The organism is Rhodococcus sp. MS16, assembly GCF_013277795.1.
Classification (GTDB): domain Bacteria; phylum Actinomycetota; class Actinomycetes; order Mycobacteriales; family Mycobacteriaceae; genus Rhodococcus_F; species Rhodococcus_F globerula.
Genome location: NZ_VBTM01000008.1, coordinates 1 through 15,430, shown reverse-complemented (window position 1 = coordinate 15,430; position 15,430 = coordinate 1). Strand labels below are relative to the sequence as shown.

Here is a 15,430-nt window from a genome sequence, read left to right as displayed (position 1 = left end):
TCGCGTCTGTGGAACAAACTGACGGGGGAGTGCGTTATGGAATTCGTACAGCCCACTTCCTTCAGAAAGTTCAGACGCGGATTACCGGCTCTACCACCACGTCTGGCATACTGAACGGCCGAGTCCGGTTCCGGTTCACGATGTCGATTGGCGACGTCGACCCGGCGACCATTGAAAGGGACACCATGAAGGCAGGAATCCACCCAACCTACGTAGCGACCACCGTCGTTTGCGGTTGCGGTAACACGTTCGAGACTCACAGCACCAAAGAGTCCGGACGCATCAACGTCGAGGTTTGCTCGCAGTGCCATCCCTTCTACACGGGCAAGCAGAAGATTCTCGACACCGGTGGACGCGTTGCTCGCTTCGAGGCTCGCTACGGCAAGCGCGCAGACAGCAAGGTTCAGACCGAAGACTAGCTGTTCCGCCGACGCCCGATCTGCAATTGCGGATCGGGCGTCGGCTTTTTTGTGCCTGCACTCGGTTTTGCGCGTTTCCCGGGTAGTAGCGTCGAATTATCTTTAAGCGCGCACCGTAGGAAACGAAAACTCAGAGCGGAGCGAACCATGGCAGGCGCAACCAAGCCCTCGGCCATCGACGACATCCTGGCAGAACATGCCGGTCTCGAAGCGCAGATGTCCGACCCGGCGCTGCACAACGACCCGACGGCCGCCCGCCGTGTCGGAAAGCGGTTCGCCGAGCTCTCGCCCATCATGTCGACGTACAACAAGCTCACTGCTGCGCAGGACGATCTGGAAGCCGCGCGTGAACTCGCTGCCGACGATTCCAGCTTTGCCGCGGAGATTCCGGACCTCGAGTCCGAGGTCGCACAGCTCGAGCAGACGCTGACCGATCAACTTGCCCCGCGTGATCCCCACGACGGCGACGACGTCGTTCTCGAAGTGAAGTCGGGTGAAGGCGGCGAGGAGTCGGCACTCTTTGCTTCCGACCTGGCCCGCATGTACGTCCGCTACGCGGAACGTCACGGCTGGCGCGTCGAAATCCTGGATGCGACGGTCTCCGATCTCGGTGGATACAAAGAAGCAACCATTTCGATCAAGAGTAAGTCCGATACCCCAGACGGCGTATGGGCACGACTCAAGTTCGAGGGCGGCGTTCACCGCGTCCAGCGCGTGCCCGTCACCGAATCGCAGGGACGTGTGCATACTTCCGCCGCCGGTGTCCTGGTGTACCCGGAACCCGAAGAGGTCGAACAGGTTCAGATTGACGAGGGTGACCTGCGCATTGACGTCTACCGCTCGTCCGGCAAGGGTGGCCAGGGCGTCAACACCACCGACTCCGCGGTGCGAATCACTCACCTGCCCACCGGAATTGTGGTCACGTGCCAGAACGAACGCTCGCAGCTTCAGAACAAGGCCCGCGCCATGCAGGTGCTGGCTGCTCGTCTGCAGGTTGTCGCAGAGGAAGCCGCAGACGCGGAAGCTTCCGCCGGACGCCAGAGCCAGGTCAGGACCGTCGACCGCTCGGAACGTATCCGCACCTACAACTTTCCCGAGAACCGCATCACCGATCACCGCATCGGATTCAAGTCGCACAACCTCGACGCGGTTCTCGACGGAGAGCTTGATCCGCTCCTCGACGCACTGGGCAAGGCGGACCGCGAGGCCCGCCTCGCAGCCGAATAGGCGGGCGACATGACAACTCGTGAATTTCTCAGGCGTGGCAGGCTGTACGCGTGAGCAGACTCCCACTCCGTTTGGCGCTGATCGAGGCAGCCAAAGAGCTCGACGCGGCCGGCGTACCCAGCCCACGTAATGATGTCGAACTGCTGGCGTCGCATCTGCTCGGGGTAGAGCGCACCCGCCTAGGCCTGATTCCGTTGGTCGACCCCGAGGTGATCGAGGCGTTCAACGGCATGGTGGCGCAGCGCGCGAAGCGAATCCCGTTGCAGCACATCATCGGCAGCGCGTCGATGGGCAATATCGACGTTGCCGTCGGTCCGGGTGTGTTCATCCCGCGGCCCGAAACCGAGTTGCTGATGGGCTGGGCACTCTCGTTCCTCGAAGGATGCGGCAGTAGGCCTCCGGTTGTCCTGGACCTGTGCACCGGCTCGGGCGTGCTTGCGCTGTCCATCGCCGAGGCAAGGCCGGACGCTGTGGTGCATGCCGTGGAGAAAGAGCCCGCCGCGCTGGCGTGGGCGCGTCGCAACGCCGCGGACCGTGAAACAGCGGGGGATACCCCGATTCATCTTCATCAAGGTGATGTCACCGATCGCAATCTGCTGCAGGCTCTCGAAGGCAAAGTCGACCTCGTCGTCTCCAACCCGCCGTACATTCCCGAAGGGGCGCAGCTGCAGCCCGAGGTCATGGATTACGACCCGCACACGGCTCTCTTCGGTGGTCCGGACGGTTTGTCCGTCATCAAACCCATGATCAGCAACATCGCACGCTGGCTGCGGATCGGCGGCGCCGCCGGGATCGAGCACGACGACACCAACGGCGACGGCGTCGCGGCACTGTTCTCCGGTCGACGGGTGTTCGGCGAAGTGGAGCAGCATCCGGACCTGGCCGGTCGCCCCCGTTTTGTTGTCGCGAGACGCGTCGCCACCGACGTGGAAGCCCAGCGTGAGCGAGACCACGGAATGCCGAGTGACAGGATGGTCCAGTGAGCACCGTTTACGACTGTAGTGAAATTGATACCCGTACGGCAGGTCTAGCTGCCGCTAAGAATGCACTCAAAGCCGGCCGCTTGGTTGTCCTTCCGACAGACACGTTGTACGGATTGGCTGCTGATGCGTTCGACAGCGAGGCCGTCACGAGCCTCCTCCGCGCCAAGGGGCGCGGCCGGGACATGCCGGTTCCCGTTCTGGTCGGATCCTGGAACACCATCGACGGACTCGTCTACAGCGTCCGTCCGCAGGCACGCGATCTCGTTCGCGCATTCTGGCCGGGCGGGCTGAGTCTGGTTGTCGAACAAGCACCCTCACTGGCCTGGGATCTCGGCGATACGCGCGGAACGGTCATGCTTCGCATGCCGTTGCACCCCGTCGCATTGGAATTGCTGCGCGACGTCGGACCGCTTGCCGTCTCGAGCGCCAACATCTCCGGACGTCCACCGGCCACCACGGTCGACGAGGCTCGTGATCAGCTAGGCGGCTCGGCCAGCGTCTACCTCGACGGCGGACCGGCAGCACACGCGGTGGCGTCGACGATCGTGGATCTGACCGGCGACTCGCCCCGTATCCTGCGGGTCGGCGCCGTGTCGGCGGAAGATATCGCAGACGTGTTGGGCACTACGCCGGAAAGCCTTGTAGAGGGAGTTTCGTAACGATGGTCGGTGCCCGCCAGAACACGGGTGATTCTCCCCAGTGATCACGACGCACCAGGCCACCGAGATCCTCGCGCAGTCAAGCGGGGGAACGGGCGTACCGATCCGAGAACTCCTGCTGGTTCTGTGCACCGCTGCTGTGGTCACCTATCTGGCTACCGGCGCAGTACGGATACTGGCCATTCGCTTCGGAGCGGTGGCGATACCGCGCGACCGTGACGTCCACGTTCAGCCGACGCCTCGTCTCGGTGGTGTCGGAATGTATGTGGGTTTGGCTGCCGGGCTACTCTTCGCGCAGCAATTGCCTGCTCTGACACGAGGATTCGAGTTCGACAGTCATGACGTTCAAGCGGCGCTGGTGTCCGGCGGTGTCATAGTCCTGGTGGGGATCATCGACGACAAGTGGGGACTCGACGCCCTCACGAAGTTCGTCGGTCAGGTGACTGCCGCCGGAATCATGGTGGTGATGGGCGTCAGTTGGTTCATCATCTACAACCCGTTCGGTGACGGCGGATCGACCATCATTCTCGACCAGATCCAATCGGGCCTGTTCACGGTTGCCGTTGCCGTCGCAACTATCAACGCCATGAATTTCGTCGACGGTCTCGACGGTCTGGCGGCGGGACTCGGCCTTATTGCCGCGGTCGCGATCCTCCTCTTCTCGATCGGACTCCTGCACGATCAGGGCGGTGATGTCAGCGTGTACCCGCCGGCGATGATCGCCGCTGCTCTCGCCGGAGCGTGCCTCGGATTTCTGCCGCACAATTTCAATCCGGCACGGATATTCATGGGTGATTCCGGATCCATGCTGATCGGACTCATGCTTGCCGCGATTTCGACGTCCGCGTCCGGCCGGATTCCGCTGACGGCCTACGGCACGCGCGATCTTGTCGGTCTCCTCGCGCCGTTGCTGCTGGTCAGTGCTGTGATGTTCATCCCCATGCTGGACATGCTGCTTGCGGTCATCCGCCGCACGAGGGCAGGTGTGAGTCCGTTCAGTCCGGACAAGATGCATCTGCATCACCGGTTGCTGCAGATCGGTCACACCCATCGCCGAGTTGTGCTGGTCATCTACTCGTGGGTGGGGGTTCTTGCGTTCGGCGCTGTGGGATCTTCGCTGCTGGATCGACAGTTGGTTGTTGTCCTCGTGGCGGCCGGGTTACTTGCGGCATTCCTGTTCACGGCGATCCCGTCACTGCGCGATCGCCGGCAGGAGCGAGGGTAGGGAACTTTTCCGATCCATTACCCTTGAGCATCGTGACGAACACCCCGCAATCAGTGCCGGCATCGCAGCCCATTCCCGATTCGACCGCAGCAATGCGCTCCGCAGTGAAGTGGGGCGTGATCGGACTGGTTGTGCTGACCATTGTCGGTTCCCTGCTCGGGTGGCTGATCGGCGGTAAGGAAGGCCTGTACGGCGCGCTTCTCGGCGCCGCCGTCGGCGGTGGGTTCATTCTCTTCACCGCACTGGGTGTTCTTCTCACGTCGAAACTGCCGGCCCTGACCGCTGGTGCAGTTCTTCTCGGGACCTGGTTGCTCAAGATGATCCTGGCAATTGTGGTGCTCGCGATTCTGAAACCGCTCGACTTCTATGACAAGACGTCGTTGGTACTGGTCATGGTATTTGCGTTGGTTATCGTCCTCGGGGCGGAAACATACGGTGTTCTCGGAACCAAGACGCCGTACGTGGACCCCACCCCGAGCGCCCCGGTCAACGACGAAGAGTAGTACTACAAATCGTAACGAACCGCCCCTTCAGGTACCCCATCTACACAATGTCGTAGATGACTTGGTAGGGTCAGCGTCAAGCGAGAGCAAAGGCAGGCTAGGTAACCCTCAGCCGACGATGCCATGTGCTCGCAGGTGGCCGATATTCTGGGCCACTGAGTCGACGAGAGTCGCCGACACCGACAGAAGCCAGGCCCCCGCGAGGGTTCTCCAGCAACTGACGAATGCGCGAGTCGAACTTGTCGACTTGTAGATCGTCAATGTCCGATCGAACCGCAGTCAATGATGGCTGCGGACCGACTACGGGAGAGAACGCTGAGCGTCACCACCCTGGCCGCCGTGGAGTTCCACGCGCCGTCACTAGACGATTTTTTCCCCGAATCAGTACTGATTCACGCGGGTCCGTTCGAGCTCGACCGACTGATGCTCATCCGCATTCTGATGTCGGTGTTGGTAGCAGCGTTCTTCGCAATTGCGATGCGCAGCCCGCGGTTGATTCCGCGTGGTGTGCAGAACGTAGCCGAGATCGCGTTGGACTTCGTTCGCGTGCAGATCGCTGAAGACGTTCTCGGTAAGGAACAGGGCAAGCGATTCCTGCCCGTCATTGCCACGATCTTCTTCGTCGTCATCGCCAACAACGTCTCCGCGATCATCCCCTTCTTGAACATCTCACCGAACGCGCGTATCGGTATGCCGTTGGTTCTCGCGGCACTCGCATACATCGTCTTCAACTACGTGGGCATCAAGAAGTACGGCTTCTTCAAGTACGTGAAGAGCAGCATCGTTGTGCCCGGCGTTCCGACTGCCCTGCACTTCCTGCTGATCCCGATCGAGTTCATCTCGACGTTCGTCCTGCGCCCCTTCACGTTGATGGTTCGTCTTATGGCCAACATGTTGGCCGGCCACATCCTGCTGGTGCTGTTCCTCGGAGCAACGAACTTCTTTGTCCTCAACGGCGGCTTCCAGGCACTCTTCGGTGTTGCCTCCCTGGCCGCGGCTATCGCCTTCACCTTCTTCGAAATCCTGGTGATCGTGCTGCAGGCCTACGTTTTCTCTCTGCTGGCCGCGGTCTACATCGACCTCGCCTTGCACGCCGAAGATCACTGACCACACCACATTTCAGCTACACCAAGAACTGAGCCTTTCGTCGACACCGGCGAAGGTCAACTGAAAGGGAATGGAACACCATGAGCGTCGCTTACCTGGCACAGGAAGTTGCCGAGCAGACCATCACCAACAAGGGTTATGGCGCCATCGGCTACGGCCTCGCGGCAATCGGCCCCGGCATCGGTATCGGCATCGTTGTCGGTAAGGCAATCGAGGGCATGGTTCGCCAGCCCGAGATGGCCGGACAGGTTCGTACCACCATGTTCCTCGGTATTGCATTCACCGAGGCCCTCGCGCTGATCGGCCTCGTCGCCGGCTTCATTTTCTAAGAGACCGACATGGCAGCCACCATTACTCTGCTCGCGGCCGCTGAGGGTGAGACTCACAACCCTCTCGTGCCCGCGACGTACGACATCGTATGGTCCATCGTCTGCCTCGTCGTTGTCGGTTTTGTCTTCTGGAAGTTCGTACTTCCGATGTTCCAGAAGGTCCTTGCCGATCGCACCGAGCAGATCGAGGGCGGGATCAAGAAGGCCGAAGAGGCACAGGCCGAGGCAAAGGACGCGCTTGAGCAGTACCGCGCGCAGCTTGCCGAAGCTCGCACCGAGGCCGCGCAGATCCGTGAGGAAGCGCGCACCCAGGGTCAGCAGATCATTGCTGACATGAAGGTTCAGGCGCAGGAGGAGAGCGATCGCATCGTGGCCGCAGGCCACAGCCAGCTCGTCGCCCAGCGTCAGCAGATCGTCGCTGAGCTCCGCTCGGATCTCGGCAAGACCGCTGTAGACCTGGCCGAGAAGGTCATCGGAGAGTCCCTCGCCGACGACGTGAAGCGTGCCGGAACGGTTGATCGATTCCTCAACGAGCTCGACGCCGTCAGCGCTGATTCAGCCAGGAAGTGAGCAACATGTACGCAGCGAGCCGTGAATCCTTGGCGCAGACGCGTTCTGCGCTGAGCAGCGCCCTGGGCGCAGTCTCTGCAGGTGCCGCTACCGCGGCCGCTGCGCAGGCTGGGTCCGAGCTCTTCTCGGTGGTCGAGGTACTTGACGGCCAGCGCGCTCTTCGCAGCGCGCTGGCTGACGCTTCGGCACCGGTCGCTGGTCGCCAGGGCTTGGCTGAGCAGTTGTTCTCCGGAAAGGTCGGCGCGGAAGCGCTGGCAACCGTGAAAGCAGCTGCAGGCCAGGATTGGTCAGCGGGCCGCGACTTGGTCAACTCGCTCGAACTGCTCGGCCGCGAAGCTCTGCTTCGCGCCGCAGCCGATCAGGGCCAGTTGGACACCGTCGAGGACGAGCTGTTCCGTCTCGGCCGCATCGTGGCAGGGGATCCCAGCCTGGAGCAGACGCTCTCGGATCTGTCGGTTCCCGCAGCCCGCAAGCGTGAGTTCCTTTCGCGCCTGCTCTACGGCAAGGTCACCGCGGTCACCGAGGCACTTGCCGGACAGGCCGTCGGCCGGTTGAAGTCTGCACCCGCAGACACTTTCGACCAGCTGTCGAATCTTGCCGCCGCGCAGCGTGATACCGCTGTTGCCCACGTGCGCAGCGCTTCGGCGTTGAGTGCGGAGCAGACGGATCGTTTGACGAGCACACTTACCCGCACCTACGGGAAGCCGGTAACCGTGCACGTCGAGATCGATCCCGCACTTCTCAGCGGCTTGGTCGTCCGGGTGGGCGACGAGGTCATCGACGGTAGTGCAGCGGGACGACTCGCAGCACTGCGGAAGAACCTCAAATAGTCCTTCAGCCGAACACACACTCCAGATCTTTTCGAAGACCAGATACCGAGAGCAGGAAAAACATGGCGGAGCTGACGATCTCCTCCGACGAGATCCGTAGCGCGATCGACAACTACACCGCGAGCTACTCCCCGGAGGCCTCCCGTGAGGAGGTCGGCACAGTGACCGACACCAGTGACGGCATTGCGCACGTCTCTGGCCTGCCTTCGGCTATGTCCAACGAGCTGTTGGAGTTCCCCGGTGGAATCGTCGGCGTCGCGCTCAACCTGGATGCCACCGAAATCGGTGCAGTCATCCTGGGTGACTACCAGAACATTCAAGAAGGCCAGGAAGTAAAGCGCACGGGCGACGTTCTGTCGGTTCCCGTCGGCGACGCTTTCCTCGGCCGCGTCATCGACCCGTTGGGTGCTCCCATCGACGGCCTCGGCGAGATCGAGAGCACCGAAAACCGTGCACTCGAACTGCAGGCCGCTTCGGTGCTCGAGCGCCAGCCGGTCGAAGAGCCGCTCCAGACCGGTATCAAGGCTATCGACGCCATGACCCCGATCGGCCGCGGCCAGCGCCAGCTCATCATCGGCGACCGCAAGACCGGCAAGACCGCGGTCTGCATCGACGCGATCCTGAACCAGAAGGCCAACTGGGATTCCGGCGATGTCAACAAGCAGGTTCGCTGCATCTACGTTGCCATCGGTCAGAAGGGCTCCACCATCGCGGGCGTCAAGGCTGCCCTCGAGGAGAAGGGCGCGATGGAGTACACCACCATCGTTGCTGCTCCGGCTTCTGATTCCGCAGGCTTCAAGTGGCTCGCACCGTACACCGGCTCGGCCATCGGCCAGCACTGGATGTACCAGGGCAAGCACGTTCTGGTCGTGTTCGACGACCTGACCAAGCAGGCAGAGGCGTACCGCGCCATCTCGCTGCTGCTGCGTCGCCCGCCGGGACGTGAGGCATACCCCGGTGACGTCTTCTACTTGCACTCCCGTCTGCTGGAGCGTTCGGCGAAGCTGTCCGACGCACTCGGTGGCGGCTCGCTGACGGCTCTGCCGATCATCGAGACCAAGGCAAACGACGTCTCGGCATACATCCCGACCAACGTCATTTCCATCACCGACGGCCAGGTCTTCCTCGAGTCCGACCTGTTCAACAAGGGCGTTCGCCCCGCGATCAACGTCGGTATCTCGGTCTCCCGCGTCGGTGGCGCTGCACAGACCAAGGGCATGAAGAAGGTTTCCGGTTCGCTGCGTCTGGAACTGGCTCAGTTCCGTGAGCTCGAAGCGTTCTCCGCCTTCGCATCCGATCTCGACGCTGCCTCCAAGGCTCAGCTCGAGCGCGGTGCCCGTCTGGTCGAGCTGCTCAAGCAGGATCAGTACAGCCCGATCCCCGTCGAAGACCAGATCATCTCGATCTACCTCGCCGGCGAAGGCACCTTCGACAGCGTCCCGATCGGCGACGTCCGTCGCTTCGAGAAGGAACTGCTCGAAGACCTCAAGCACTCGGCTGCAGGCGTTTACTCCAGCATCAACGGCGGTAAGGCACTCGATGCCGACAACGCTGCTGCGCTGATCGCTGCAACCGACAAGTTCAAGGAAGGCTTCATCGCATCCGACGGAAGCCGGGTCGTGAACGAAGCCGAGGCCGACGCTCTGGGCGCAGACGAGGTCGCGAACGAGCAGATCAACGTCAAGCGCAAGACCGTCAGCAAGTGACGCACGCGCCCATGACACTGCGAATTCCGAAGGGAGAGTGATTGATCGATGGCAAGCATTCTCGAATTGCGGTCCCGTATCAAGTCGGTCAACTCGACCAAGAAGATCACCAAAGCACAGGAACTGATCGCGACTTCGCGTATCACGAAGGCTCAGATTCGCGTCGCCGCATCCAAGCCGTATGCCGAGGAGATCACGAAGGTACTCACCGAATTGGCGAGTGCGTCTGCTTCGCTCGATCACCCGCTGCTCAACGAGCGTCCGGAGCCCAAGCGGGCTGCGGTGCTCGTTGTCACCAGTGACCGCGGCATGTGTGGTGGCTACAACTCCAACGTCCTCAAGCAGGCAGAAGAGCTCATGGCTCTGCTCCGCACCGAGGGCAAGGAGCCGGTTGTCTACGTGCTCGGTTCCAAGGGACTCGGTTACTACACCTTCCGTGGCCGCGACATCGGTGCTGCGTGGACGGGCTTCTCGCAGGATCCGGGTTACTCGGATGCCGCGAAGGCCAGCCGCCACCTGGTGGAGCTCTTCATGGCAGGTTCGGGCAACCAGGTCGACGCTCCGAACGGCGAAGGCACCATCGAGGGCGTCGACGAACTCCATATCGTCTACACCCGCTTTGTGTCGATGCTGACCCAGACCCCCGAGGTTCGCCGTATGGCTCCCCTCGAGGTGTCCGTGTCCGAAGAGCGCATCGAACTCGGCGACGACATGCTGACCAACGGTCACGACGACGACCACTCCACCGGTCCCGTCGCTGACTTCAGCTTCGAGCCCGAGCCGGAGAAACTGCTCGGCGCACTTCTGCCGAAGTACGTCAGCACGCGTATCTTCTCGTCGCTTCTCGATGCTGCGGCATCGGAGTCGGCAGCCCGTCGTACCGCTATGAAGGCCGCGACGGACAACGCAAACGAACTGGTGAACACGTTGAGCCGTCAGGCCAACCAGGCTCGCCAGGCCCAGATCACCCAGGAAATCAGCGAGATCGTCGGCGGCGCCAACGCGCTCGCCTCGAGCGCAGGAAGTGACTAGCACATGACCGCAGCAGTAACCGAAAACAACGGGGCAGGTTCGGCTTCGGCCGTAGCCGGCCGCGTCGTGCGGGTCATCGGTCCCGTCGTGGACGTTGAATTCCCGCGTGGCGCTGTTCCTGAACTGTTCAACGCCCTGAACGCCGAGATCACGCTTCCCTCGGTCGCCAAGACGCTGACGCTCGAGGTTGCTCAGCACCTCGGTGACAACCTGGTCCGCACCGTCTCCATGCAGCCCACCGACGGCCTGGTCCGCGGCACTGCAGTGACCGACTCGGGCAAGCCGATCTCGGTTCCCGTCGGTGACGTCGTCAAGGGCCACGTGTTCAACGCACTGGGCGATTGCCTCGACACACCCGGCCTCGGCCGTGACGGCGAGCAGTGGGGCATCCACCGCAAGCCACCAGCCTTCGATCAGCTCGAAGGTAAGACCGAGATCCTCGAGACCGGCATCAAGGTCATCGACCTTCTCACCCCGTACGTCAAGGGTGGAAAGATCGGTCTGTTCGGTGGTGCCGGCGTCGGCAAGACCGTTCTGATCCAGGAAATGATCACGCGTATCGCTCGCGAGTTCTCGGGCACCTCGGTGTTCGCAGGCGTCGGTGAGCGTACCCGTGAGGGCACCGACCTCCACCTGGAAATGGAAGAGATGGGCGTCCTCCAGGACACCGCCCTTGTCTTCGGCCAGATGGACGAGCCGCCCGGAACGCGTATGCGCGTCGCCCTGTCCGCACTGACGATGGCGGAGTACTTCCGCGACGTTCAGGGCCAGGACGTCCTGCTGTTCATCGACAACATCTTCCGCTTCACGCAGGCAGGTTCCGAGGTTTCCACCCTCCTCGGCCGTATGCCTTCGGCAGTGGGCTACCAGCCCACGCTTGCGGACGAGATGGGTGAGCTCCAGGAGCGCATCACCTCGACCCGTGGTCGTTCGATCACGTCGCTGCAGGCTATTTACGTGCCCGCCGACGACTACACCGACCCCGCGCCGGCTACGACGTTCGCGCACCTCGATGCCACCACCGAGCTCTCGCGCCCGATTTCGCAGATGGGTATTTACCCCGCTGTGGATCCGCTGAGCTCGACCTCCCGCATCCTGGAGCCCGGCATCGTCGGTGCCGAGCACTTCCGCGTTGCCAACGAGGTCAAGCGCATCCTGCAGAAGTACAAGGAACTGCAGGACATCATCGCCATCCTCGGTATGGACGAGCTTCAGGAAGAGGACAAGGTCCTCGTGGGCCGCGCCCGTCGTATCCAGAAGTTCCTCGGCCAGAACTTCATCGTTGCCGAGAAGTTCACCGGTGAGCCCGGCTCCGTCGTGCCGCTTCGCGACACCATCGAAGCCTTCGACCGCGTCTGCAAGGGCGAGTTCGATCACCTTCCCGAGCAGGCATTCAACAGCTGTGGTGGACTCGACGACGTCGAGGCTGCAGCCAAGAAGATGGCCGGGAAGTAGTCCACGATGGCTGAGATGACCGTAGAACTCGTTGCCGTCGAGGAGCGCTTGTGGTCGGGTACGGCGACGCTGGTCAGCGCTCAGACGACTGAGGGCGAGATCGGCATCATGCCTGGGCATGAGCCGGTTCTCGGCCAGCTCATCGAGGGCGGCACCGTGTCGATCACGTCTGTCGACGGTGAGCGCATCGTCGCAGCAGTTCACGGCGGTTTCCTGTCGGTGACGGCTACCACCGTCACGATTCTGGCCGAGTCCGCGGACATGGCCGAGGACATCGACGTGAGCGCTGCCAAGGCAGTACTCGCTGACACCCAAGCCGACGACGAGGCGATTGCGGTCGCCAAGGGTCAGCTTCGGGCAGTCGAGCGCGCGTAGTTAATCAGAGCAAAGCCGCGACGGGAGCCGACGAACAGTGACATTCGGAATGACTGTGTTGATCATTCTGGTTGTGCTGCTCGCGGTTCTCGTCGCGGCTTTTCTGTACCGTCTGGTGATCCTGCGCCGCGGTGGTACGGCAGCACTTCTTCGTGTTCTGCCCTCTCCGGGGGACAGCGGGTGGCGACACGGAATCATTCGCTACGGCGAAAGCTCCTTCGTATTCTTCAAACTTTCTTCTCTCCGGCCCGGTCCGGATTCACGTGTCGACCGTCAAGGCATCGAGGTCGAGAGCCGTCGCTCTCCCTCCGGTACCGAATTCGACATCATGAGTGACGACATCGTTGTCCTGCGTCTGCGTGATGGGTCGTCGAACTACGAAATCGCTTTGGACAGTGGAGCGTTGACCGCGTTCCTGTCCTGGGTGGAATCTCGGCCAGACGGGCGTGCCCGCAGGCGACGTACCGCCTGACCGGAGGTGCGGCGTCAGGCGCCGGCGCCTGGCTTCCAGAGAACATCACCGTTCGGATTGGCAACTCTTCCCATGATGAAGAGCAGATCCGACAATCTGTTGAGGTATTTGGCGGGCAGAACGCTCGTGTCGTCAGGGTGCGCATCGATAGCCGACCACGCCGCTCGTTCGGCTCGGCGAGATACGGTCCGAGCAACGTGCAGTAGAGCTCCCAACGGCGTTCCGCCGGGCAGAATGAACGAATTCAGCGGTGCCAGTTCATCATTGAGCTCGTCGCACCAGCCTTCGAGGCGATCGATGTATGCCTGGGTAACGCGCAGCGGCGGGTATTTGGGATTCTCGACGACCGGGGTGGACAGGTCGGCTCCCGCGTCGAAGAGGTCGTTCTGAATCTGTCGAAGTATCGCCGTCAGACTCTCCGATGGATTGCCGAGGGCCAACGCAACACCGATCGCGGCATTGGTTTCGTCGCAATCCGCATATGCGGTCAGGCGCGGGTCGTTCTTGGACACGCGCGAAAAGTCGCTCAGTCCTGTGGTGCCGTCGTCGCCGGTCCGGGTGTAGATCTTCGTTAGGTGAACACTCATACGCCAACGGTACCGGCGCGGAGTTTCGACGGTTGTGGCTCTAGGCTGTGAACCGTGAGTGAGCACTTTCTTGTAACCGGGGGTAAGCGCCTCGAAGGTGAAGTTTCAGTCGGGGGCGCCAAGAACAGTGTGCTGAAGCTGATGGCTGCAGCATTGTTGGCCGAGGGCACTACCGTCGTGACCAACTGCCCAGACATCCTCGACGTTCCGCTGATGGCGGACGTGCTGCGAGGCTTGGGGTGCGAAGTCGAACTCGAAGATTCCGAAGTTCGGATCACGACGCCGGCCGAACCGAAATACCACGCAGACTTCGACGCTGTGAAGCAGTTCCGCGCATCGGTCTGTGTCTTGGGACCACTCGTAGCGCGCTGTCGACGGGCCGTGGTTGCCCTTCCCGGTGGCGATGCGATCGGATCCCGGCCGCTCGACATGCATCAGTCTGGTCTTCGACTTCTCGGTGCCCACAGCGAAATCGAGCACGGATGTGTTGTGGCGCAGGCCGATGACCTGCACGGTGCAAACATCCGCCTCGTATTTCCGTCGGTCGGTGCTACTGAGAACATCCTCATGGCTGCCGTTCTCGCGCGTGGTGAAACGGTCATCGACAATGCGGCACGTGAACCGGAGATCGTCGATCTGTGCAACATGCTGAACCAGATGGGGGCAAAGGTCAGTGGCGGGGGTTCCACGACGCTCACCATTCAAGGTGTTCGCAAACTGGAACCGACCACACACAGAGTCATCGGTGATCGCATCGTTGCAGCAACCTGGGGCGTCGCCGCGTCGATGACCAGGGGAGATGTACGCGTTCGTGGGGTCAACCACAAGCATCTCGGGTTGGTCCTCGACAAGCTGCGAACTGCAGGCGCCGAAGTGACACCGGAAGTCGACGGTTTTCGAGTTGTCCAACGTGAGCGGCCCAAAGCCGTCAACTTTGCGACGCTCCCGTACCCGGGATTCCCGACGGACCTCCAGCCCATGGCCATCGGACTGGCAGCAGTGGCAGAGGGAACGTCGATGATCACAGAGAACGTCTTCGAATCCCGTTTCCGGTTCGTGGAGGAAATGATCCGTTTAGGCGCAGACGCCCGGACCGACGGTCACCATGCCGTAATCAGGGGAGTGCCGGTTCTGTCCAGCGCGCCGGTGTGGTCTTCGGACATTCGCGCCGGAGCTGGACTTGTTCTTGCCGGCTTGGTGGCAGATGGCGTGACCGAAGTGCACGACATCTTCCACATCGACCGCGGCTATCCGCGCTTTGTCGAGAACCTGCGTGGACTGGGCGGGATTATCGAGAGGGTCAGCACCGAATAGTCGGGGTGCTCGGGGTCACATCGGGCAGTTGTGCGGCTTAGTTGGATTCAGCCGGCACGGAAATCGCTGTGACCTCGCAAATCTTGTCCAGTCCAGTAGAGCGACCAGGCGATTTGTTAATTCGTTGAAGGTTCGCGTAACTTATTCCAAGTCAGAGCGACACGGACACCGACTCCCGCTTCACAGCGAGTGACACGAGGTTGTACGAAGTGCCTGGCCAAAATTCGAAGTAGTTTCCATCATGTATGGTTGTGCTTCAACCCCAGTTCTTCTTCACGATGTTCCGGTTTGCGCCGGTGACTTCGATGGGATAGGCTGGAAAAGTTGCCCCGGAGCGAGTGGCCTGAAGGTCGCGGTGATGGTGTGCGCGTGTTCTTTGAGAACTCAACAGTGTGTCGATGAATGTCAGTGCCAAAATTATTTGGTACTTCACATGTCGAATGATGTTCCGGGCCTTCGGGTTTCGGTTCTGATGTTCGGGGTGTGAGTATTTTTCGTCGGTGATTGTTCATTCTTCCGTCTGAATGGTTGCCGACACATTTTTTGCTAGTTGAGTTTTTTTGCTAGTGATTTGACTCTTTTTGTCTATGACTGATTAGTGGGCTTGCCCGCGAAATCTAGAGTCTTCAACGGAGAG

17 protein-coding genes are annotated in these 15,430 nt (G+C 61.4%); 16 read left to right on the top strand and 1 reads right to left on the bottom strand.

Features of this window, described 5'->3' with window-relative positions; genetic code table 11:
* Nucleotides 1-185: 185 nt before the first annotated feature.
* The 15 genes from rpmE to FEZ60_RS19380 all read left to right on the top strand — a co-directional run bounded on the left by rpmE (nt 186) and on the right by FEZ60_RS19380 (nt 12,892).
* Nucleotides 186-419, top strand: a complete 234-nt coding sequence (rpmE, locus tag FEZ60_RS19450; RefSeq protein WP_033236138.1) for a 50S ribosomal protein L31 — start codon at nt 186-188, stop codon at nt 417-419.
* A 147-nt stretch (nt 420-566) separates the two neighbouring features.
* Nucleotides 567-1,646: a peptide chain release factor 1 gene (prfA, locus tag FEZ60_RS19445; protein WP_172936779.1), complete on the top strand. Its 1,080-nt coding sequence runs from the start codon at nt 567-569 to the stop codon at nt 1,644-1,646.
* Nucleotides 1,647-1,696: 50 nt separating this feature from the next.
* Entirely contained in the window at nt 1,697-2,629 is a 933-nt protein-coding gene (gene prmC, locus FEZ60_RS19440; RefSeq protein WP_033236098.1) for a peptide chain release factor N(5)-glutamine methyltransferase, read from the top strand.
* Nucleotides 2,626-3,288, top strand: a complete 663-nt coding sequence (locus FEZ60_RS19435) for an L-threonylcarbamoyladenylate synthase (protein ID WP_033236099.1) — start codon at nt 2,626-2,628, stop codon at nt 3,286-3,288. The genes prmC and FEZ60_RS19435 overlap by 4 nt, the downstream gene beginning before the upstream one ends.
* 40 nt (nt 3,289-3,328) lie before the next feature.
* Nucleotides 3,329-4,513 (top strand): MraY family glycosyltransferase, encoded by a 1,185-nt coding sequence (locus tag FEZ60_RS19430; protein WP_033236100.1) that lies wholly within the window; start codon nt 3,329-3,331, stop codon nt 4,511-4,513.
* 92 nt (nt 4,514-4,605) lie between these two features.
* The gene (locus FEZ60_RS19425) at nt 4,606-5,016 is read left to right on the top strand and encodes a hypothetical protein (RefSeq protein ID WP_165826378.1); all 411 of its coding nucleotides are present in this window, start codon (nt 4,606-4,608) and stop codon (nt 5,014-5,016) included.
* Between the two features lie 282 nt (nt 5,017-5,298).
* Nucleotides 5,299-6,123: a F0F1 ATP synthase subunit A gene (atpB, locus tag FEZ60_RS19420; RefSeq protein ID WP_045071318.1), complete on the top strand. Its 825-nt coding sequence runs from the start codon at nt 5,299-5,301 to the stop codon at nt 6,121-6,123.
* A gap of 80 nt (nt 6,124-6,203) precedes the next feature.
* A complete protein-coding gene (locus FEZ60_RS19415; protein ID WP_033236102.1) occupies nt 6,204-6,452 on the top strand; it encodes an ATP synthase F0 subunit C in 249 nt (82 codons plus the stop codon).
* 9 nt (nt 6,453-6,461) lie between these two features.
* Entirely contained in the window at nt 6,462-7,022 is a 561-nt protein-coding gene (locus FEZ60_RS19410) for a F0F1 ATP synthase subunit B (protein WP_033236103.1), read from the top strand.
* Nucleotides 7,023-7,027: 5 nt separating this feature from the next.
* Nucleotides 7,028-7,852 (top strand): F0F1 ATP synthase subunit delta, encoded by an 825-nt coding sequence (locus FEZ60_RS19405; protein WP_033236104.1) that lies wholly within the window; start codon nt 7,028-7,030, stop codon nt 7,850-7,852.
* 62 nt (nt 7,853-7,914) lie between these two features.
* Nucleotides 7,915-9,558 carry a F0F1 ATP synthase subunit alpha gene (gene atpA, locus FEZ60_RS19400; protein ID WP_033236105.1) on the top strand — a complete coding sequence of 548 codons (1,644 nt, stop codon included), beginning with the start codon at nt 7,915-7,917 and terminating at the stop codon, nt 9,556-9,558.
* 48 nt (nt 9,559-9,606) lie between these two features.
* Nucleotides 9,607-10,590: a F0F1 ATP synthase subunit gamma gene (locus tag FEZ60_RS19395; RefSeq protein WP_033236106.1), complete on the top strand. Its 984-nt coding sequence runs from the start codon at nt 9,607-9,609 to the stop codon at nt 10,588-10,590.
* 3 nt (nt 10,591-10,593) lie between these two features.
* A complete protein-coding gene (gene atpD, locus FEZ60_RS19390) occupies nt 10,594-12,045 on the top strand; it encodes a F0F1 ATP synthase subunit beta (protein ID WP_003941349.1) in 1,452 nt (483 codons plus the stop codon).
* Nucleotides 12,046-12,051: 6 nt separating this feature from the next.
* Complete coding sequence (locus FEZ60_RS19385) at nt 12,052-12,420, top strand: F0F1 ATP synthase subunit epsilon (protein WP_033236107.1); 369 nt, start codon at nt 12,052-12,054, stop codon at nt 12,418-12,420.
* Between the two features lie 49 nt (nt 12,421-12,469).
* Nucleotides 12,470-12,892, top strand: a complete 423-nt coding sequence (locus FEZ60_RS19380) for a DUF2550 domain-containing protein (RefSeq protein ID WP_033236108.1) — start codon at nt 12,470-12,472, stop codon at nt 12,890-12,892.
* 14 nt (nt 12,893-12,906) lie between these two features.
* Here the strand turns inward: FEZ60_RS19380 and FEZ60_RS19375 are convergent, their stop codons facing one another.
* On the bottom strand, nt 12,907-13,479 hold the full coding sequence (locus FEZ60_RS19375; RefSeq protein ID WP_045071314.1) for a cob(I)yrinic acid a,c-diamide adenosyltransferase: 573 nt from the start codon (nt 13,477-13,479) through the stop codon (nt 12,907-12,909).
* 54 nt (nt 13,480-13,533) lie between these two features.
* On the opposite strand from FEZ60_RS19375, the gene murA reads away from it, so the two are divergent.
* Nucleotides 13,534-14,793 carry a UDP-N-acetylglucosamine 1-carboxyvinyltransferase gene (murA, locus tag FEZ60_RS19370; protein ID WP_045071310.1) on the top strand — a complete coding sequence of 420 codons (1,260 nt, stop codon included), beginning with the start codon at nt 13,534-13,536 and terminating at the stop codon, nt 14,791-14,793.
* The last annotated feature ends 637 nt before the right edge of the window (nt 14,794-15,430 follow it).